Here is a 19731-nt window from a genome sequence, read left to right on the forward strand (position 1 = left end):
TCAAAGGTTCTGGGGCCGATTAGGATTCGACGCCGGTAACAAAACTTGAGGGGCATGCCGAGTAGGTGACAGTTCTCGTAAATCCGCTGCCACAATTCATAGTTGCCAACGACGACAACTACGCTCTGGCCGCCTAAGGGCGCCAGCAGACCCTAGGGGATGCCTGTAAACCCGAAGATTAGGTCTGTCAGATAGAACAGGATCGCCGCCAAGTTCGCTGTAGACGTAACGGCTAAAACTCATACAGCTCGCTCCAAGCGCCCTGCCACTCGGGCCGCGCGGAGTTAACTCAGTAGAGATGGCTAAGCATGTAGAACCGATAGCGGAGAGCTGGCGGACGGGGGTTCAAATCCCCCCGGCTCCACCAAATAACCATCTAAAGACGTCCTCGGACGTCTTTTTTTGTGCCTGAAATCCAGTAAATACGGGGCCTTCAGCGTCATCACGATCCGACAGCATCCAGCAGGATCTACGAAATTCGGTATTCCAAGTGGTATTCCAAGCCATCCACTGGTAATTTTTGGAATACCGAAACCGTTCCTGGAATACCCCATGTGCGCCCAAGCTACTCGCCTCTCGGACCTCAAGGTCAAAGCCGCCAAGCCCCAGGAGAAGGACTACGTCCTGAGCGATGGTGACGGCCTTCAAATGCGAGTGAGATGTAATGGCTCTAAGCTCTGGAACTTCAACTACCGGCATCCGGTGACGAAGAACCGGATCAACATGGGCTTCGGAACCTTCCCCGAAGTTTCATTGGCACAGGCACGCAAGCGCACCGTTGAGGCACGTGAACTTCTCGCCCATGGCATCGACCCCAAAGAGAAACGGGACGCCATGCAGCAGGCCAAGAAAGCGGCAACCGAGCACACATTCCAGAATGTAGCGACGTCCTGGTATGAGCTGAAAAAGGATGCGGTGACACAGGCCTACGCCGAGGACATCTGGCGCTCCCTCACACTGCACATCTTCCCGGACTTGGGCAGCACGCCGATTTCCGCCATCAACGCCCCCAAGGTCATCAACCTGCTCCGACCACTCGAAACCAAAGGCAGCCTTGAGACCGTTAAACGGCTGACGCAACGGCTCAACGAGATCATGACCTACGGGGTCAACTCGGGACTGATTCACGCTAACCCGCTCAGCGGTATTCGCTCTGTCTTCAAGAAACCGAAAAAGAAAAACATGGCGGCACTACCCCCTGATGAGCTGAAGGAGCTCATGGTGGCGATCGCCAATGCCAGCATCAAAAGGACGACCCGCTGCCTGATCGAATGGCAACTCCACACCATGACCCGGCCAGCAGAGGCAGCGACCACCCGCTGGGCGGACATCGACATCGAGAAGAAGATCTGGACGATTCCCGCTGAGCGCATGAAGAAACGCCGTACTCATATCGTCCCGCTCACAGAGCAGGCTCTCGCGCTACTGGAAGCAATCAAGCCCTACAGCGGACACAGGGAGTACGTATTCCCCGCAGACCGGAACCCTCGCACCCACTGCAACAGCCAGACCGCCAACATGGCGCTGAAGCGGATGGGTTTCGAAGGACGCTTAGTCAGCCATGGCATGCGTTCAATGGCCAGCACCATCCTCAACGAACACGGCTGGGATCCTGAACTGATTGAGGTAGCGCTTGCCCACGTCGACAAGGACGAGGTTCGCAGTGCCTACAACCGGGCGGACTACATCGAACGCAGGCGCCCGATGATGACCTGGTGGAGCGAACACATCCAGGAGGCTGCTACTGGCAATCTGTCTGTGTCGGCCATCAAAGAAAATCGGAGCCAAAAAGTCGTTTCAATCCGATAGGCAAAGATGCCATGACTAGCCAAGGACTCCTGACCTCCTGACGCAAGCAGCAAGCACCTATACAGGTCTCACCAGGTGCAGAGATGACCTCCGCGCCCATTAGATGCACAAACTGTGCACCCAATACACAAATCTGTGTTGGTATCCCCCACATCTGCGTATAAGATACATAGATGCGTCGAATTACAATCAGCGATCTATGCGAGTTAACTGGATATTCTCGCGACCAACTGCGCGGGCTGCTAGCCCAATTGCCCCGTTTCGCGGATAGGCATGGTGAGGCCCGAGTAGCACGGGTGTACTCAAGCACAGATGTAGTACTGGTGGTTTTGCTCTGCCGACTAGAGACGGCCTACGGCCTCAAGAGAAGCGTCGTCTCTGCTCTATGCGAACCGATTGCCATGGCCCTAACGATAGCTAGCAAGGAATGCAAGCACGCAAGCTTGGTCATGCATATCCAGGATGCAACATGCGAGTACGCCGACACGCCCCCCCTGATCGGGGATGGTCTAGTTGTCGCCTTACCCCCAATTTTTATGGCTATCGAATCTTATCTACTGCCCACGCCATTGCTATCACGAGACGTAGCATTAACAGCCCCAGACACACCCTGTAACTCCGTCAGCACAAAGACAACAGAATCATCTCTACGGGATTGCACGCATCACGAGCGCAAGCGGAGACGGTCGAATCATGCGTAACCGTATAGGCTGGTGGGATGCTTGGCTGCAATCAGAATCTTCTGCGCAGGTCAGCGGGCTAGTACGAGTGCATGGCTATCAAGCTGATGGACGACCGCCCGAGGAAGTCTCCGTAATGGAGAAGGCAGCCGAGTATGGTGCCGACGCAGTGTTCTTTGAGCTTGAGCAGTACGGCCGGAGAGCCTCGGCACAGGCATTTATTTATGGCTCCGACACACTCACAGATGATCAAGAGTTCGCCGAACGCCACCGCAAGCTCTGGAGCTGGGGAGGCGTGCCCTTGGTTTATCGACGCACGCCTGGACTGCTGCAGCTATTCCGTTGCGCGCATCGTCCTGACTTTCTCGCCAAAGACGGGAGCCTTAAGTGCAACCCCATAAAACAGCTAAACCTAGCAGCACAGATTGAGCTTGACCCCTGGTGGGATGAGGAGCGCATTCGCAATGGTACGCTTTGGACCGATCCACGCACCTGCGAGTTGCTGTTATCGAACCGAAAGGCGGCACACAAAAGCCTTTTCGATGCTTTTAAGCGCCTGAGCAATTACCTCGACGAAGAGAAAATATTACCTAAGCGTTTACGCCGCCGGTTGCTAATCCTGTCGCTGCTGATCGCCTACCTAGAACAGCGAGGCGTGTTCAGTGAGGGGTTTTTCTCGGCTTTCGTACCTGGGGCTCAACGATTTTTCGAGGTGCTGCGTAACGGTCCGGCATTGGTCCAGTTACTCGCAGCCCTAGAGGATCGCTTTAACGGTAACGTGTTTGCGCTGGAAGCATCGGAAGTCGACAAACTTCTGAACACCCAGCAATTGGAGCGCTTTGCTTGCATGATCGAAGCGCGTGAAAACCAATCGGGCCAGTTGTCATTGTGGGAACTGTATTCGTTCCGCGACCTTCCAGTCGAACTGATCAGCCAAATTTATCAGCTCTTTGTTGAGAATGCGGACAGCTCTGTTTACACCCCACCATTCCTCGTGCGCTTTTTGGTAGAAGAGGCGCTTAGCTGGGACACGCTGGATCACATTACCTCAAATCACCAAGTAATTCTGGACCCGTCCTGCGGATCGGGTGTTTTTCTTGTAGAGGCATACAAACGCCTAGTACTGCATTGGCGCCTACGCCACCAGTGGCAACGCCCGGACAAACAGGTTTTGCAAAGTTTATTGGCCTTTGTGCATGGGGTCGATCTAGAGGAGGATGCCGTCGAGCTAGCCGGCTTTAGTCTGTGCTTGGCCATGTGCGATGCCCTGCAACCGAAAGATATTCGCTGCAGCATCAAGCTCTTCCCGAACCTCCGCCAACAGACCCTGCACCATGGTTGCTTTTTTGAAGCCAAAGAGGCCGACTTACTACCCAAGAGAGTCGGTGCGATTCTAGGTAATCCGCCATTTGCGTCCACGCTACAAACAACGGCCACCCAGCGAGCCTATGCGCGGTATCAGAACGAACACGGAAAGAAGCTTCCAGATAAGCAGGTCGGCTATCTATTCCTGCATGAAGCCAGCGAAATCATGGAGGATGGCGCCACAATCTCCATGCTGCAGCAGTACAACTTTCTGTATAACCAGAATGCTCTCGCGTTTCGACACAGCTATTTAAAGCGATATTGGGTTCGCGAGATCCTTGATTTCGTTTCAGTTCGTGGCCTTTTTCAAAAAGGTGCCGCCGACACAAAGATCATCGTTGTCGTAGCACAAAAGAGGCCTCAACCCGCGAATGCCAAGCTACTGCACGCAACATTCCGCCGTACGGGCCGCATGGATGCTGAGCAAGGGCTAGACCTAGATTACTATGACCTGCACTTCGTACCGTATAGCGTCGCCCTGAAAGACGACCGCCTCTGGCGTGCCAACCTTCTGGGTGGCGGACGCGCTCTGTCGCTTGTTAACCGACTGGCACAATCACGCACACTGCGCGAATACGCTGAGCAAAACGACTGGGAAGTTGGCGAAGGCTTCATAGTGGGCCAAAGTGTCCAACGTAAGCATGCCCCTCATCTAACAGGGCATCCTTACCTTCCATCTAACGCATTGACCACAAGCGGCATCGACGAATCCCAGATCAAACCACTAGAAGATGAGCTCTTTCGGTCAGCGTACACTGAGCGACGATTCACCCCACCCATGCTCCTAATACGGGAGCAGATGCACCTCGCGCACGCCATATGGGACAAGCACTACCTGACGTATAGCCAGCGCATGGTTGGATTTTGCGCCCCGCACAAGGATCTCCCTAAGCTCAAGTCTATTGATCGCTGGTTGACCGCAGAAAAACGTACGCTGTGTGCCTATCTGGCATTGACCAGCCCCGGTCTATTTGCCCAGAAAGCAACCGCCTTACAAGCCGACGACATCTACTCGATTCCGTATCCAGTAGAGGAGACCTTCGACCTGAGCGAGAACGAACGCACCGTCGTCGACGATATCGTGGATTACCAATCGGACCTAATCCGGCTGGGAGAGTCATCAGCAGCGATGCACCAAGTTTGTGATGAAGACCTGCAAGCATATGCGGACGTGCTATCCAGACAAGTCAATGCATTGTACGGGTCTCAAAATTTCGGCTTGCGCGGTCAATACACTTGGTCAGGCGCAGTGTGCCAGGCGTATGCCTTTGGCGATACGCAAGTCGAATGGTCGGGAGCAGAGGAGTTGCGTGAGCGCATCGCAACATTACTGCACACAGAATCGCACCAGAACCTGACAATTACACGTATCTGTCGCCTATACGACCGCAGCTTCTTGTTCATTCTGAAGCCGGACCGGTTGCGCTACTGGATGCGCTCAGTCGGACTACGTGACGCCGATGATGTCTTGGCAGATCTTCGGGCTCAGGGCTATTAGAGAGGCGCGATGCTGGCGGACCGTCCCACTTCTACTGCATTAGGCGAACTAGGCTCAGGAGTTCTTTCCGAGGGCCGCTCTCGGGCTGCCATTTTGGATTTCATTTTGGACCAGCTTCCTCGCTGGCGAGATCGGCCTGACCGGCCGGCACGTACTGGCGAGACAGCGCTCACGTCGCAACTGTGCGCCCACCTTAATAGCGCAACACGCAAAACACCTGGCTGGGATTGTCTGCAATTTCGGGTGGAGGAGGCTGATGAGACGCTAGCCTCACGCAAGATCGACTTGGTGGCTGCCGCAGCTGGCGATGCATTGATCGTACAGGGCAGGAGCTATAGCGATTTCGAGACGATTCTACCGATTGAATGTAAGCGGCTGCCCATTCCTGCTGGAGGGGATCGTGATGAGCGCGAATACGTTGTAACGCGGGTTGGAGTAGGGGGCGGCATCCAGCGCTACAAAGAGGGCAAACACGGTGCAGCACATGTACGTGCAGCCATAATCGCCTACGTACAAGAACATGATTTCGATCACTGGTTTACCCTGATAGGAAACTGGATTCGAGACCTGCACATCGCAGGCAGTCCTGGCTGGTCACCAGCCGATACACTGCTCATTCAGAAACAAGACGATATAACCGGAATTGCAGTGCACGAGTCGGTCCACAACCGAACGAATCTGCCCGAGATCTACCTGCGCCATCTATGGGTGAAAATGACGCATTAGCAGGGGCACATGGACGACATACAGCGTCCCCAACCAAAGCATCTCATCGACAACCATGCCCCTCACTCAACTGCCCAGCAGGTTGTTCGCATGTAGCTGTGATGGGGTGTCTAGTATCGTGTTTGGTGCATCTTGACGCACGCAGCAATTGAACACCCGGCCAATCGATTCGAAATAATCGCAGCCCTACATAACAGCAGTGACATCCCCACCAATGAGGTTCGCCCCATGTCATTGCAGTGCCCTCGCTGTCATTCCCCCAAAGTCGCGTCCTTCCACCACGCCATGAAAGTCGGCGCCGCCATCGGCACCGTGGGCGGTGTTGCGCGTGGCGTCAGCGCTGCCCTGGCGGGTGGTCAGGCTGGCGCAGCTATCGGCGCGTTCGCCGGCCCTGTCGGCATCACCCTCGGCTCCGTGTCGGGCGCCATCCTTGGCGGCCTGGCCGGCGGCGTAGGTGGTTGCGCACTCGGTGCTCAGCTGGGTGAGTCGCTCGACCGCCACGTCCTGGCCCACAACCTCTGCCTGCTCTGCGGTCATCGCTTCAACCTGCCGGCCTGATCCGGCGCCCACGCTATCCTCATCTCAATCGTCCGGTAGGTGCTGCGCCGTGCGCGGCGCTTTATGCCGGCGCGCACCCAAAGGAATCGTTCACATGGCACATCTCGTCGAGACCATGGCCTACGCTGGCGCTACACCGTGGCACGGCCTGGGCAATCAACTCACTCAGAAACAACCCATCGAAGTCTGGCAACGCGAAGCCGGGATGGACTGGCAGATCCTGGAGAGCCCCGTGCACTTCAAATCGGATGCCGTCGGCCACCTGGGCGCGATCCATTCCTTCCCCGAACAGAAGGTGCTGTTCCGCTCGGACACCAAGGCACCGCTGTCGGTGGTCTCCCAGCGCTATCACACCGTGCAGCCGCGCGAAGTTCTGGAGTTCTACCGGGATCTGACCGAGGTCTCCGGCTACGAGCTGGAAACCGCCGGCGTACTCAAGGGCGGTCGCAAGTTCTGGGCGCTGGCACGTACCGGGCAAGGCGCTGCGCTCAAGGGCAACGACCAGGTCAACGGCTACCTGCTGCTGGCCACGTCCTGTGACGGTACCCTGGCCACCACAGCAACGCCGACCACTGTGCGGGTGGTGTGCAACAACACTCTGACCATCGCCCTGGACGGCACCAGCCGCGCGATCAAAGTGCCGCATAACACCCGCTTCGATCCCAAAGTGGTGAAGAAGCAACTCGGCATCGCCGTCTCCCAATGGGACGATTTTATGTACCGCATGCGCGCGCTGGCCGAGCGCAAGGTGCAGTGGCATGAGGCTTTGGGATTCTTCATGTCTGTGCTCTGCGAAACCAGCCCAACCGGTGCAATGCCGGAGGTATTACCGAACGAGCGCGCCCTGCGCAAAGTCCAGGAGCTATACGAAGGTCGTGGTCGCGGTAGCCTGCTGGACTCGGCACGCGGCACCGCCTGGGGCCTGCTCAACGCCGTGACCGAGTACGTCGACCACGAGCGTCGTGCGCGCAGCAACGAGTACCGCATGGACTCGGCCTGGTTCGGCCAGGGAGCGCAGATCAAACAACGCGCCCTGGATACCGCGCTGCAGCTCGTCGCTTAACCCTCACTCACACCAACCCTCGCGCCCGGTCAGCCTTGTGCTGGTCGGGCGTTTTTATGTCGGCAGGTGAACAGCATGAAAGCAACATCATTGAACGGCAGCACCAGCAAGAAACGCCCTGCCCTGCGTCTGATCAGCACCAAGGAGCTGCCGCGCGAGGACTGGCTGCAGATCCGCAAGCAAGGCATCGGCAGTTCGGATGCCGCCGCTGCGGTCGGCCTGAATCCCTACAAATCACAGCTGGAGCTGTGGCTGGAGAAGACCGGTCGCGATGCCGGCATGCCCAAGGCCGATCCCCAGGATGAGGAAAGCCCGATGTACTGGGGCAACGTTCTGGAACCCATCGTGGCCTGGCACTACAGCAAGCGCACCAAGAACAAGGTGCGGCGCATCAATGCCGTGCTGCAACACCCGGATCTCGAGCTGCCCTGGATGCTGGCCAACATCGACCGCGAGGTGATCGGAGCCGACGACGTGCAGATCCTCGAATGCAAGACCGCCGGCATAAACGGGGCACGTCTCTGGAAGGAAGGCATCCCCGAGTATGTCGAGCTTCAGGTGATGCACCAGCTCGCCGTCACTGGCAAGCAGGCTGCGGATGTCGCCGTGCTGCTCGGCGGCCAGACGTTGGAGATCCACCGCATCGAGCGTGACGAGCAGATGATCACGCGCCTGATCGAGCTGGAGCGCAAGTTCTGGCAGTACGTGGAAACTGACACGCCACCGCCGGCCGATGGTACGGCGTCCGCGGAGGCAGCTCTGCGTTGCCTCTACCCGGAGGACAACGGCCAAGTCGTCGACTTCAGTAACCACGCCGGACTGACCGCCGCCTATATCGAACTGAAGGCCCTGCGGCAGTCGATGGCCGACAAGGAAAAGCGCGAGGCCGAGCTCAAGCAGATGCTGCAGCAGGCCATGGGCGATGCCAGCCGGGCGGAGTTTTCCAGCGGCTACGTTTCCTGGCGCAAGGCCAAGGACAGCGTCGGTCTCGATGTCGTGCAACTGCTCCAGGACAAGCCGTACCTGCAGGCCAAGTACCCGCTGCTGAAGCCCGGTGCGCGGCGTTTCCTGGTCGGCTGATTTCCTCCTCCATCCCCCCTTCCCCCTTGGCCAGTCCATGCAGTTCGCGCTGCGTGGCTGGCTTTTTTTCATTTTCAGGAGAACCACCATGCTCAAAGGTCTCGCACTCACCCCGCCGGTGCTCGGACGCATCTCCATCGGCAAGGTCGTCGAGAAGAACGGCAAGCGCCTGCCGGAGAAGGATGACCAGTTCACCATTACCTCCCAAGTGCAAGGCAAGGACGGCTGGCTGCTGCATCCGCTCAATGACGAGCTGCGTCAGGGCAAGGACGACAAGCTGCGCAGCATCCCGGTACGTCTGCTGTTCAACGAACCGGAGCTGAACTTCCGCGCCGACTACACCCTGTTCGACCGGCAGTCCGGGCGGCCGCTGTGCGTGGGTAATGGCGAGACCTGCAAGCGCGTCACGCAGGACGGTATGCAATCACTACCCTGTCCTTCACCGGATGCATGTCCGCTGGCCAAGGGTGGTGCCTGCAAACCTTACGGTCGGCTGAACGTGGTCATTGGCGATGACGATCCGTTGGGGAGTTTCGTGTTCCGCACCACCGGTTTCAACAGCATCCGCACCCTGGCAGCTCGCCTGCATTACTTCCAGGCCATCTCGGGCAACCGCCTGGCGTGTCTGCCGCTGGAACTGCGCCTGCGCGGGAAGTCCACCCGGCAAAGCCATGGGACGCCGATCTTCTACGTCGACCTCACGGTACGCGGCGGTATGGACATGACGGAGGCACTGCAGGCCACCAATGAGCTCGATGCGCAGAGGCAAGCAGCAGGCTTCGATCAGACCACCTTGGATGAAGCGGCGCGACGCGGCTTCGGCAATGGCGCCTTCGAGGACAGCGAGGAAGACGCTGGCGCCATCGCCGAGGAGTTCTACCCCGTCGAGGAAAGCCCCTCTTCAGCCAGCAGCACACCCCAACGCTCTGCGAAAGCCAGCCTGGCCGAGAAGCTGGCAGCACGAGCCCAGCGTGGCATCCCACCGACAGATAACCCTCAAGGAGCCCAGCATGCGCTTGCACAAGCTGAAGGCCAGTGACGCCACAGGCACCTACCTAGTGGAGTCACCAGTCACCGAAACCGACATCCTGCTGATGGCCCGGCAGTTGGCGAATCTGCGTCTGCGCCGGGGGCGAGCACTGACCTCACCGAAGGCGGTATTCAGTCACCTGCAGGCGCTGCTGGGCGATTACGAGCATGAGGTTTTTGCACTACTCCACCTCGATAGCCGTCACCGGGTAATCGCCTTCCAGGAAATGTTCAGGGGCACGCTCGACGGTGCCAGCGTTTATCCACGCGAGGTCGTCAAGGCAGCCCTGGAGCACAACGCCGCAGCAATGGTTCTGGTGCACAACCATCCCTCTGGGGATCCAGAACCCAGCCAGGCAGACCGCAACCTAACCCACAAGCTGAAGGAGGCACTGAGTCTGATCGGGGTGCGAACGCTGGATCACATCATCGTGGGTCGTGAAGGCAGCGTGTCGCTGGCGGAACAGGGCTACCTGTGAGGAGAACACGACGATGAAGCTACTACGGATCTTTGCCGCCGTGTTCATGTTCGCCGGCATCCTCGCGGGCTGCCTGGCCCTTCTGCTGCTGGTGCTTCTGATGGTGCGCTTTCCGCCCCTGCTGATCGCCGTGCTGCTGGCGTGCTGGATTTTCTGCCGCCTCGTGAACGCATTGGCACCCGGAACAGCCGCGGCAGATTCCGCCACTGCACCACCGAAATAATCACTACCCCTGAGCCGCCAGGCATGCACTGGCCGCCTCAACTCAATAGGGAGCATGACGATGAACAGACAGTGTTTGATCTGCGACTCAAGCGCCGTGCTGACACGGGACGCAGCCAAAGGGCTGACCCTGCTGGCCGGGTTGCTCAATGGCGCAATCAAGGGCGCTCAGCGCCCACATGAGGGGAGCGGCCAGGCCGCTCTTCTCAACGGTCTGGCAGCAGTCGTACCCGCTTGCCCGGAGGCACGAAAGGCGGCAGAGGATGTCGCGCGGTTTCACTTCGCCGGCTTCGACTGCCTGTGCCTGCGCTGCGGCGCCTTGTTCGACGAGACGGCAGAAAGTCAGGAGGGCCTTAGTCCCGGCTGAGGCGCGCCACCAGACGCTCCACAAACTCCAGCACCAGCGCACGATCGTCCGAGTTCAGCATGGACAGCAGCCCCTGCAGTCGACGCGCCTGATCCTCTGGGCGCGAGCTTCCCTCGGTCAGCAGGTCGGCGGTCTCACAGCCGAAGACAGCCGCCAGTTCAATCAGACGTTCGACATTGGGCATGACGACCCCACGCTCGATGCGTGAAACGGCCTCACTACCAATCCCCAAGCGCTCCGCGACCTGTTCCTGACTCAGCTTGCAACGCACTCGCTGACGAGCAATCGCTTGGCCCACGACTTCCGCCAACTGCTTTGAATCGCTTTTCGACATGCCACCCCTCCAGATCAACTCGGATGGTTGGGCATCAACCTGTTGACATGAAGGACTTCACAAACCGAGACTCAACCCAAAAGGTCGATATTCAACTTTTCCTCCAACTCCAAGCAGGGAGCACAGAACAGATGCACGTCATCACCGGACTGAACGAAGCGCAGATCGAAAGTCTCGTGCGCAGCAAAGCGTCCTTCGAGATCAACGGCCTCAGAGGCAATTTCACGGAAGGCATCAAATTAGTCGAAACCAAGATCGAAAGCGCGGGAATGAAATGCCGTGTCATCAGCGATTTGAAAGGTGCAGCTATGCGCGGTGGAGCACTTGGGGCGGCGGCCACTGTGATGTCAGCACCAGCGACACTCACCCTGGCTGCACTGACCATTGCAGCAGGTGTCGGCCACGCTCTCGCCACCTACAACCCCGATTACGAAATCATCAAGGACTACGTGAACAAGCGGCTCAAGGTCCTCTACAAGAAATAGCCCTTCAATCCAGAGCTACCAACAGCGAAGAGTTTCGTTTCACAGCAGGCGAGCCCTGCTGCGCCAATGGTCGTTCAACAGCCGGATCCTTTCGCTCTCGCAAGAAATCACAGACTGGAGTTACCTCATGAAACGGATACTCAGCATCCTGCTACTAGCCTTCTGCGTCAACGTCAGCGCCGCTGTCGACTACACGTGGACGAGTCTCGCCATTCCCGACGAGACATCCACTAGCGGTCTCCCAGAAGCAATTCCATGCATTACCCAGAAAGCCCCTGACGGAAAGCCGCTGCTACGGTGCACGTGGCTAGAAATGTCCCGCGACGTGCTCATCTGGGATGCTCAGCGCCAGCAGGATGTGCGTTATCGCAACCAAGTGAGCGGTACGTGCCTGCGCGGTAAGTGCCGGACTAGCAATGCCATCGTGGGCGAGTGGAACCAGGATGGGTTCTTCCTACTCTCCATCTGGTATCGCATCGGTATCAGTTCCGACGGTAAGGCGGTCGCCTATCGCATCGATACCTCGCGCCAGGTGTCCTACGCCGAGGCAGGTACGCTCCTGTACCAGTTCTATCTGGATATTGGCGTCCCTGATGATCATCTGGTGCCGACGTTCGATGGGCGCTATGAAGGCGGCTATGTAGCGTGGCAGGCACAGAGAGGAGGAGTTCAAGCTGGGGCCTCGCCATCGTCTGGCCCCTCAGATCAATCTGAATGGCCGGAAGTTACATCCGCCTGGTGCAATCCGCGCATGGATGACGAGTGCTACATCAATAACCAGAGGGTACCCGTGGCAGACCTTGGTAAGTGGTTGCCTGCCGTTGCTGAATCGAACATCGATCAGATCGGCGGGTACTGCGAGACCATCCTCTGTTTTGATAAGGACAATCAGCCTGCCGGTTACCTACTGCAGTAACGGACCTGAGTTCCACTGGATCAATCAACACCACTGAACCACCGCTGCTATCTCACTCACCGGCATTGGCCGCACTACCAACAGAGGGAGCCCCAAGCCCCCTCTTTTTTTGCCCTCAAATGGCGCAATGGCGTGGTGTTCTGAAGGCGATGCCGGCTAGGACACTCAACAGCCGATTACAGACTCTGCATCACTCGACACTTGGGAAACGCCGAACAGCCCCAGAATTGTTGCCCTGCTTTCGGGCCGGACTTCACAGTGCGGATCAGCAGGACGCTGCCACATTTCGGGCATTTCCGCTCTGCTGTTGGATCACTCCGACGCTTGAGGTTGTGCACGTGCTCGCGGTGGGTGGCGAGAGTGGGGGCGCGGCGGCCAGTTTGCAGGGCCTGCACCATGGTTTCGACTTCAGTCTGGCTGAATATCGGCTGCTGAAACGACTTGATGTAGCGGATAAAACCAATTCCCTGGGTCACGTTGGCCGGCACCTCGGTTTTGAACGTGCTGCCGCCGACAAAGGTAATCACCGAGTGCAGGTACTCAGGGCTGACGCCCAGAGTGGCTTCAAGCGCTTTGAGATGCTTGTAGTTCTGCCGCAGCGGATTCTGGAATTTGAAAGTGCGTTTGTAGAGCTTCTGCGTCCACTGCGCCTGCTTCTCGCTGCCGAAGATCCAGCCGCTCATGTTCTTCGTTTCTAGCACGAAGATGCCGTAGGGCGAGAGGAATACGTGGTCGATTTGGGTGGTGCCGTCTGGAGTGTTCAGGGTGACGTTGTGCAGGCCACGGTAGATTTGCTTGTCCAGTTGCCAGTGAGCGAACAGGCGTACCAGGAGCTCGCCAATATGGCCCTTGGCCCAGGGCGACTTGAGTAGGCCAATCAGCAGCATCAGCGGGATTAGCCAACTGACGGTACTCCAGACCTGGGCGATGATGGGGGTGAAGTCCATTTCTTAACCTTCGGCGATCCTGAATCTGCCGGATCTTACCCAAACAAACCTCAACAGAGGATAAGGCGCGCGGTTTATTGGCCTCGCGCCCTGTAGCACAGCTATCCCTGCGTGATGAGTCGAGCTGATTGCGGGTCGTACGCCACGCCAGTGATTGAGCCATCACGAATACGCTCCACTGCTTCGTCAATCACGTGCAGCGGCACCAGGAACCACTCCCTGGGCTTGACCGGGTTGCCAAAGCGGTCGGGGATGGTCAGCTCTATTTGGGCAGGGCTGAACAGCCGGTGGAATAAGTTTTCCATCCGTGCGCGATTGATGTTGTGCAGCTTGTAGGTCGCCACAACCTCAACTTCCGCCAGTAGGTAGGTGGCGTCCTTGTCAGCACCGGCGATGCGGGTTTCCACCTTGCCGCCCGTGACGCCGATTTTGTGGATCAGATCGCGATGCTCGGCCACGAAGGGATGCGTTGAGTGGCTGCGAAGCACGTAAATGGTGCCACTCTCGATGTCGTCGGGATCCAGCGTTTCGCCAAACAATGGGCCTGCATCCGCATCGGTAATACGACGGCCGGCATCATCCTTGTACAGTGCACGCTGCAAGGATCTTCGCAGTAGATTGCTCTCTGTGCCGTTGGAGTAGATCACCCTCAGCCGAGCATCGCTCTCACCATTCGGAGCCTTAATGGGCTCACCGACTTCAGCCACATAAACCGTCTGTCCGCCAAGGATAAAGAACTGTCCTTCCTCGATGCTGGCATCCCGGATGAAGGTGCGAGTCACACGGCTGCCTGACTGCAGCTCACGCTGTACCAGCTCAAAAAGCGGCTGGAAGCGCTCGAAGTCCTCGCAACGATCGCGCTGGGCAATCTCCTCTGCCTCACGCTTCTCAGCATTGCTGCGAACGTGGCGAAGATTCTGGATGTCAGCACCATCATCGTCCCCAGCCAACTCCGCCAACAGCTCATCGTCCGTCATGGAGTAGTCACCTTGCGGCTCCCGTACCTCGATGGCATTCAGCAGGCCCTGATGGTCCATTGGTTGCAGCAGCACGCGGCATTCTTCCTGTTCGCGCAGGCGATCCAGACGCACGGCATACAGGCGCTCGAAGATATCCTTATCGTCGCCGTGGCGCGGCGCGCGGCCGTGCAGCTCAACGAAGCGTTGGATATCCTCGAAGCCGGCGATGATGCGCTCCTCGCGAGGAGTGCGACCGACCTTCTTGTCTGAAGTGGCGAAATCGGAAAGCTCCGCTTCCAGCTCATCCAGATCGAATTCGTTAGCCATATCGGCCCTCTTTCTTGAAACGCATAAAGGCTGCAGCGCCTTCCGCCATGCTCCGCTCCCAAGGGTCTTGAGCGGTCAGGGAAGGCACCCGGCCATGATCCTTCTTGAATTTTACTGCCCGCACGGCAAGATCTTTGGCTTCTTCAGGCGTCAGTCGAGTGCGCTTGGCACCAATCACCGCCGCAACCTGCTTGAGGCTTTCCTCGCTCATGGTCTTGGCCAGGATCGCGTATGCCTCGCTGAACGGATTGATCCGGTCGATCAAGTCGATATCCAGCTCCCGCACATCCATTGCAAACTTGCGCACGCCATCAATCAGAGCCGTGCTGGGGGTGCCATTCCCCCCATTAAGCGTACTTTGCGGATCATCACCTAATACCAGCTGCTTGGCTTGCTGGGTCAGGTTCAGGGCAGCAATGGCGTGTTGGCGAACGGCCTCCTGATCCTCGGCATCCAGTTCGGGATACTTGTCGCGGATGATCTTGCCCATACGCAGCTGGGTCAGCTCCTCGGGCACCAACTCATCATCGAACAGGCCGCGCTCGATGTTGGTTTTGTCCTGTACGAAGCTGGCAATGACCTCGTTCAGGTCTTCCTGGCAGATGCGATTGGCTTCAGGGCTCTTGGGTTCAGCCAGGCCCTTGATTTCGATCTGTAGATGGCCGGTTTCGTGGTTGAAGCCAACATTGCACTTGTCCGGCTGATAGCCTGCGTCTCCGTAGTCAAAGCCTTCCTGAGGCCCACTGGTGGGGGTCTTCGGCTTGAACTCGAAGCGCGGTGCCAGAACCTGTTCCATCAAGAGGCTGGCGGCAATTGCCTTGAGTGTGTCGTTCACGGCCTCGGCCACCACCTTCTCGCTGGCATCTGGCTCGGCGATCAGGTTGGTGAAGCGCGCCCGTGCCTTACCGGGAGCATCGCGGGTTGCTCGGCCGATGATCTGCACAATCTCTGTCAGGCTGGAGCGGTAGCCCACTGTGAGTGCATGCTCACACCAGATCCAGTCGAAGCCCTCTTTGGCCATGCCCAGAGCGATGATGATGTCGACATGGTCGCGGTTGTTCTTCTGGGTCGGGTCTTTCAAGGCTGCCGCGACTTTGTCGCGCTTGGCCGGGTCATCATCCACCAGGTCGGCAATACGGAGTAAGCGTCCATTGGCGGTCTTCACAAGTTGGAAGCCTGTCACCGGGTCGGTGCCTTGCCACTCACCGAGCTCTTCGATGATGTGCTCGACCTCCCGGATCTTGTCTTTGGTGCTCTCGCGGGAGTTCACGTTCGGGATGTGGAGGATGGTTTTTTCGCTATGGTCGAGCACCTTCAGGATGTCGTCGGAGTATGCGCCCGAGTAGAAGTAGTAACCAATGTCTAGCTTCTTCAGGTGCTCGTAGCCGTTGAGCTGTTCGTAGTAGGTGTAAGTCACGGTATCGAAGCGAGCTTCATCGGTCGGCGCCAGTACGGCCTCGGCATCACCTCGGAAATAGGAGCCGGTCATGGCGACGATGTGCACCTTGTCGCGAGCGATGAATTGGCCCAGGTGAGTGCCCAGTTTATTGTCCGGATTGGCGGAAACGTGGTGGAACTCATCCACGGCGATCAGCCGGTCATCGAAGGCCGCCACACCAAATTTATCCACTGCGAAACGGAACGTGGCATGGGTACAGACCAGTACCTGGTCGCTGCTTTCCAGGAATGCGCCCACCGCATTGACCTTGCCGCCATCGTCAGTGCCTGGTGCATCACACAGATTCCAGCGAGGCTCTACATGCCAGTCGGCCCAGAAGCCATAGCGGCTAAGGGGTTCGTCGTGGAAGCTCGATCCAATGGACTTTTCCGGCACCACGATAATGGCTTGCTTGATGCCCTGATGGGCCAGTTTGTCCAGGGCGATAAACATCAAGGCTCGGCTTTTACCGGACGCGGGGGGCGATTTAATCAGCAGGTACTGTTCGCCGCGTCGCTCATAGGCACGCTCCTGCATAGGGCGCATGCCCAGCTCATTGGCCTTGGTGGATCGTCCGCTCTGGGCATAGGAAACGGAAACGGAGGGAACGGTTTGAGTCATGTCTACGCTACCAGTCAGGGCTTCATGCCCATGTGTTTGATAAGGATAAGGTCACTCATTACTTGGCCTTCCGTGGTTTCTGGCTGGCCGTCATCTTGGTATACAGCTCGAACAGCTTCTCCAGGCGTTCGGTATCGTTCTTGAAGCAACGACCTATATAGATGCGCTCCAGCATTTCGTCGTTGCGCTCGTGTGCTGCACGCAGATTGTCCGGCATGGTCTCCGGGTCGTAGAGATCTGCAATCGTGGCCGGGAAGTGAGCTTCGCGTGCCAGAAGAATGTCTTCGGCGCAGCGGGTGAGGTCGGCTTTGTTTTTCTCGGTCAGAGGCGGCACGGGGAATGTGTTCCAGCCTAGGGTATTAGAATAGGAAAAGCGCATCTCAAGACGGACACAAACGCTGGCTATCCAAACCCAATGTAAGCGCGAAGCGATAAGCGACATATTCCACAAAGGTGCATCATAAAGGGCAAAGTTTCGGTCACCTACGACGTAATTTGACGTGAGGTAGTCGACTGGCAAGTAAGGTCTATTTTCTGACGATACCCTCGGCACCACGATGGCTGTTTTTTTCGTTCTGCCAGCAATTTGGACAAAGCGATGTGGCTGTTTTGAAAACTGTCTAGTTGATTCGGCGTTCGACTGATTTCGGTTCTCCGCGACCAATCGCAGCCTCTGCGCTATAAATTCGCTTTTAACTGCCGCTTCAACTTCAGCATCTTCAATCCACAGGCAATAGCGCTGCCGCCCATTAATCAGTTCATCCGAACCAACGAAGTGCTTAATAAAATGCTGAGCAATCGAGTCTTCCTTGGCGATCTTTTCTGCTAAATCACTATCCAAGAACAAGTGCCCGCCATCGCGTGGCATATTTCCGAAGAGCATAATCGATTGCTCGCCGATTGGTAGGTTGGCTTTCTGCACATACGCCAAACTGTCCGGTACTAGATAGGGGCCGATTGCGGAGCACTGTTTGACTAAGTCGTCTTGGTAAATCGTCTTTGAAGCAGGCGATTTTTTGCTCAGACCGACGATAACAACCGTGACACCAGCATTGTTGCTGGCCAAGTTAGCCCACTTGAATGAGGTGTGAGCAAAGCGAATCTCACAACCACGCTCAAATGCTGCCGGCCACACCTCTGTCGCTTGCTGTCCTTGGCAAACGCTGTTGGTCGCTACAAAGGCAGCTACAGCGGATGGTTCTTGATCGGCATAGTCCAGGAAGCGGGCGAACCAACCCGTTACATAATCGGTGGTCTTGGCTAACTTGGGATGCTTACGCCAGGCTTTTGCTAAGTCAGCCTTTTGTTCCTCGCTTTGCCATTTGCTCCCACGATAAGGCGGATTACCACAGAGATACGTTTCTCCACCTTCATTCTCGAAATCAATCTGGGCTTGATCCAATGGGCTGCCAAATAGGTCGTCAGCATGTAGCTTGACGCTGGTTCCGGTGGGAGGGCACACACTGAGCCAGTCCAGTTGTAGAGCATTCCCGCAGGTGATCCAGTTCTGATTGCTCAATGGCAAGAACTCTAGAAGAGCTTCCTTCTGCCCTCGGTACAGCACATCGCACTGATACTCAGCAATGATCAAGGCCAGGCGTGCGATTTCTGCCGAGAAGTCCCGCAGTTCGATACCTCGAAAATTAGTCAGAGGAATGTCGCTTTTTCGTCCCGGCTCGCCACGGCGCTCATTGAGTGCGTTTTCAATCTCACGCAGTTGTTTGTAGGCGATGACCAGGAAGTTGCCTGAACCGCAGGCCGGGTCGAATACACGAATGCGCGCCAAGCGCTTACGTAGGTTGAGCAGCGTGCGCGGGTTGTCGCCAGCCTCTTTCAGCTTGGCGCGTAGCTCATCGAGAAACAGCGGGTTCAATACCTTGAGGATATTAGGCACGCTGGTGTAGTGCATACCCAGGGCACCGCGTTCTTCATCGTCGGCCACGGCCTGGATCATGGAGCCGAAAATGTCGGGATTGATCTGCTTCCAATCCAACGCGCCAATATGCAGCAGGTAGCTGCGGGCAATCCTGGAAAAGCGCGGCACGTCTGGCTCACCAGAGAACAGTCCGCCGTTGACGTAGGGGAAAGTGTCAGCCCAGCGCGGCAGGTTTGCCGAAGCCCGTTGAGCAATCGGGGTATTCATGGCGCGGAATATCTCGCCCATCACCTCATGCAGGTTGGCAGCATCCCGGCCACTCATTTGCGCGAGAGTGTCGGTAAACAAGCCAGTTCCGTTGAAGATGTCGGTGTCTTCTGCGAAGAAGCAGAAGATCAGCCGTGCCATGAAGTGGTTCATTTCATGGCGGCGCTCGGCGGTGCCCCAGGTCGGGTTGTCCTTGAGCAGCTCCACATAGAGCCGGTTCAGACGGCTGGTGGCGCGGATATCGAAGGAGTTCTCGCGGATCTGCTTGACCGTGGAAATGCCCGCCAACTGCAGGAAGAAGCCAAAGTGATCAGGGAAGTCCGGATAGGCGCAGGCGACGGTTTCGCCGCTTTCTAGCTCCTCGGCCTCCAGTGTCTCGCCATCAGTAGCGAGCACGTACTTGACCTTGGCCCGAGCTGTGGCCGGGCTAGCTTTGAGGGCAGCCAGCGTCTCAGTGACCTTGCCGGCCCCACACACCGCCAGGTGGATATTGCTGGTTTGCAGCACGCCACCCAGATCGGACTTGTTGGTTACCCCCGAGCGCAGGCGCTTGAGAGTGGTTTCCTTGTTGCCGAAGGCCTGCAGGAAGGCATAGGGAAACTCAACCTGATCAAACGGCTGACTTGCCAGGTCGGTGATGGCTTGTTCGATTTCTACGGCGTTCATGAGATGAGGCTATCCGGGT

General features: G+C 57.4%; 17 protein-coding genes and 1 other RNA gene. 13 read left to right on the top strand and 5 right to left on the bottom strand.

The window, feature by feature from the left end; translation table 11 throughout:
- Positions 1 to 11 precede the first annotated feature (11 nt).
- The 11 genes from ssrA to RN02_RS28650 all read left to right on the top strand — a co-directional run bounded on the left by ssrA (position 12) and on the right by RN02_RS28650 (position 10876).
- Positions 12 to 367: a transfer-messenger RNA gene (ssrA, locus tag RN02_RS32900) on the top strand.
- Between the two features lie 185 nt (positions 368 to 552).
- Entirely contained in the window at positions 553 to 1809 is a 1257-nt protein-coding gene (locus RN02_RS28610; protein ID WP_043318597.1) for an integrase domain-containing protein, read from the top strand.
- An 816-nt stretch (positions 1810 to 2625) separates the two neighbouring features.
- Complete coding sequence (locus RN02_RS28615; RefSeq protein WP_043318599.1) at positions 2626 to 5352, top strand: N-6 DNA methylase; 2727 nt, start codon at positions 2626 to 2628, stop codon at positions 5350 to 5352.
- A 9-nt stretch (positions 5353 to 5361) separates the two neighbouring features.
- Positions 5362 to 6078: a hypothetical protein gene (locus RN02_RS33570; protein WP_139092879.1), complete on the top strand. Its 717-nt coding sequence runs from the start codon at positions 5362 to 5364 to the stop codon at positions 6076 to 6078.
- A 228-nt stretch (positions 6079 to 6306) separates the two neighbouring features.
- Positions 6307 to 6636, top strand: coding sequence for a hypothetical protein (locus tag RN02_RS34390; protein ID WP_023094888.1), 330 nt, complete (start codon positions 6307 to 6309; stop codon positions 6634 to 6636).
- A 94-nt stretch (positions 6637 to 6730) separates the two neighbouring features.
- Positions 6731 to 7699, top strand: a complete 969-nt coding sequence (locus RN02_RS28625; RefSeq protein WP_042929544.1) for a DUF932 domain-containing protein — start codon at positions 6731 to 6733, stop codon at positions 7697 to 7699.
- Positions 7700 to 7774: 75 nt separating this feature from the next.
- Complete coding sequence (locus tag RN02_RS28630; protein WP_043318604.1) at positions 7775 to 8779, top strand: YqaJ viral recombinase family nuclease; 1005 nt, start codon at positions 7775 to 7777, stop codon at positions 8777 to 8779.
- A gap of 88 nt (positions 8780 to 8867) precedes the next feature.
- Positions 8868 to 9818 carry a recombination directionality factor gene (locus tag RN02_RS28635; RefSeq protein ID WP_042929546.1) on the top strand — a complete coding sequence of 317 codons (951 nt, stop codon included), beginning with the start codon at positions 8868 to 8870 and terminating at the stop codon, positions 9816 to 9818.
- On the top strand, positions 9790 to 10287 hold the full coding sequence (gene radC, locus RN02_RS28640) for a RadC family protein (protein ID WP_042929547.1): 498 nt from the start codon (positions 9790 to 9792) through the stop codon (positions 10285 to 10287). The genes RN02_RS28635 and radC overlap by 29 nt, the downstream gene beginning before the upstream one ends.
- A 13-nt stretch (positions 10288 to 10300) precedes the next feature.
- A complete protein-coding gene (locus RN02_RS28645; RefSeq protein ID WP_042929548.1) occupies positions 10301 to 10510 on the top strand; it encodes a hypothetical protein in 210 nt (69 codons plus the stop codon).
- A 60-nt stretch (positions 10511 to 10570) separates the two neighbouring features.
- Complete coding sequence (locus RN02_RS28650; RefSeq protein ID WP_042929550.1) at positions 10571 to 10876, top strand: hypothetical protein; 306 nt, start codon at positions 10571 to 10573, stop codon at positions 10874 to 10876.
- On the opposite strand, the gene RN02_RS28655 is transcribed toward RN02_RS28650, so the two are convergent.
- Positions 10863 to 11210, bottom strand: a complete 348-nt coding sequence (locus RN02_RS28655) for a helix-turn-helix domain-containing protein (protein ID WP_043318606.1) — start codon at positions 11208 to 11210, stop codon at positions 10863 to 10865. The genes RN02_RS28650 and RN02_RS28655 overlap by 14 nt on opposite strands.
- 131 nt (positions 11211 to 11341) lie before the next feature.
- On the opposite strand from RN02_RS28655, the gene RN02_RS28660 reads away from it, so the two are divergent.
- Positions 11342 to 11695, top strand: coding sequence for a hypothetical protein (locus RN02_RS28660; RefSeq protein ID WP_042929653.1), 354 nt, complete (start codon positions 11342 to 11344; stop codon positions 11693 to 11695).
- Positions 11696 to 11822: 127 nt separating this feature from the next.
- Entirely contained in the window at positions 11823 to 12611 is a 789-nt protein-coding gene (locus tag RN02_RS28665) for a hypothetical protein (protein WP_043318608.1), read from the top strand.
- A gap of 176 nt (positions 12612 to 12787) precedes the next feature.
- On the opposite strand, the gene RN02_RS28670 is transcribed toward RN02_RS28665, so the two are convergent.
- The 4 genes from RN02_RS28670 to RN02_RS28685 form a co-directional block, all read right to left on the bottom strand.
- A complete protein-coding gene (locus tag RN02_RS28670) occupies positions 12788 to 13558 on the bottom strand; it encodes a nuclease-related domain-containing protein (RefSeq protein ID WP_043318609.1) in 771 nt (256 codons plus the stop codon).
- A 101-nt stretch (positions 13559 to 13659) separates the two neighbouring features.
- Positions 13660 to 14844 carry a GIY-YIG nuclease family protein gene (locus RN02_RS28675; protein ID WP_043318611.1) on the bottom strand — a complete coding sequence of 395 codons (1185 nt, stop codon included), beginning with the start codon at positions 14842 to 14844 and terminating at the stop codon, positions 13660 to 13662.
- Positions 14837 to 16903, bottom strand: coding sequence for a DEAD/DEAH box helicase (locus RN02_RS28680; protein ID WP_043318615.1), 2067 nt, complete (start codon positions 16901 to 16903; stop codon positions 14837 to 14839). Before RN02_RS28680 ends, RN02_RS28675 begins: the two co-directional genes overlap by 8 nt.
- Positions 16904 to 16961: 58 nt before the next feature.
- A complete protein-coding gene (locus RN02_RS28685; RefSeq protein WP_043318616.1) occupies positions 16962 to 19712 on the bottom strand; it encodes a class I SAM-dependent DNA methyltransferase in 2751 nt (916 codons plus the stop codon).
- Positions 19713 to 19731: the final 19 nt, after the last annotated feature.

This window comes from Pseudomonas sp. PI1 (genome assembly GCF_000812405.1).
In the GTDB taxonomy this organism is placed as follows: Bacteria; Pseudomonadota; Gammaproteobacteria; order Pseudomonadales; family Pseudomonadaceae; genus Pseudomonas; species Pseudomonas citronellolis.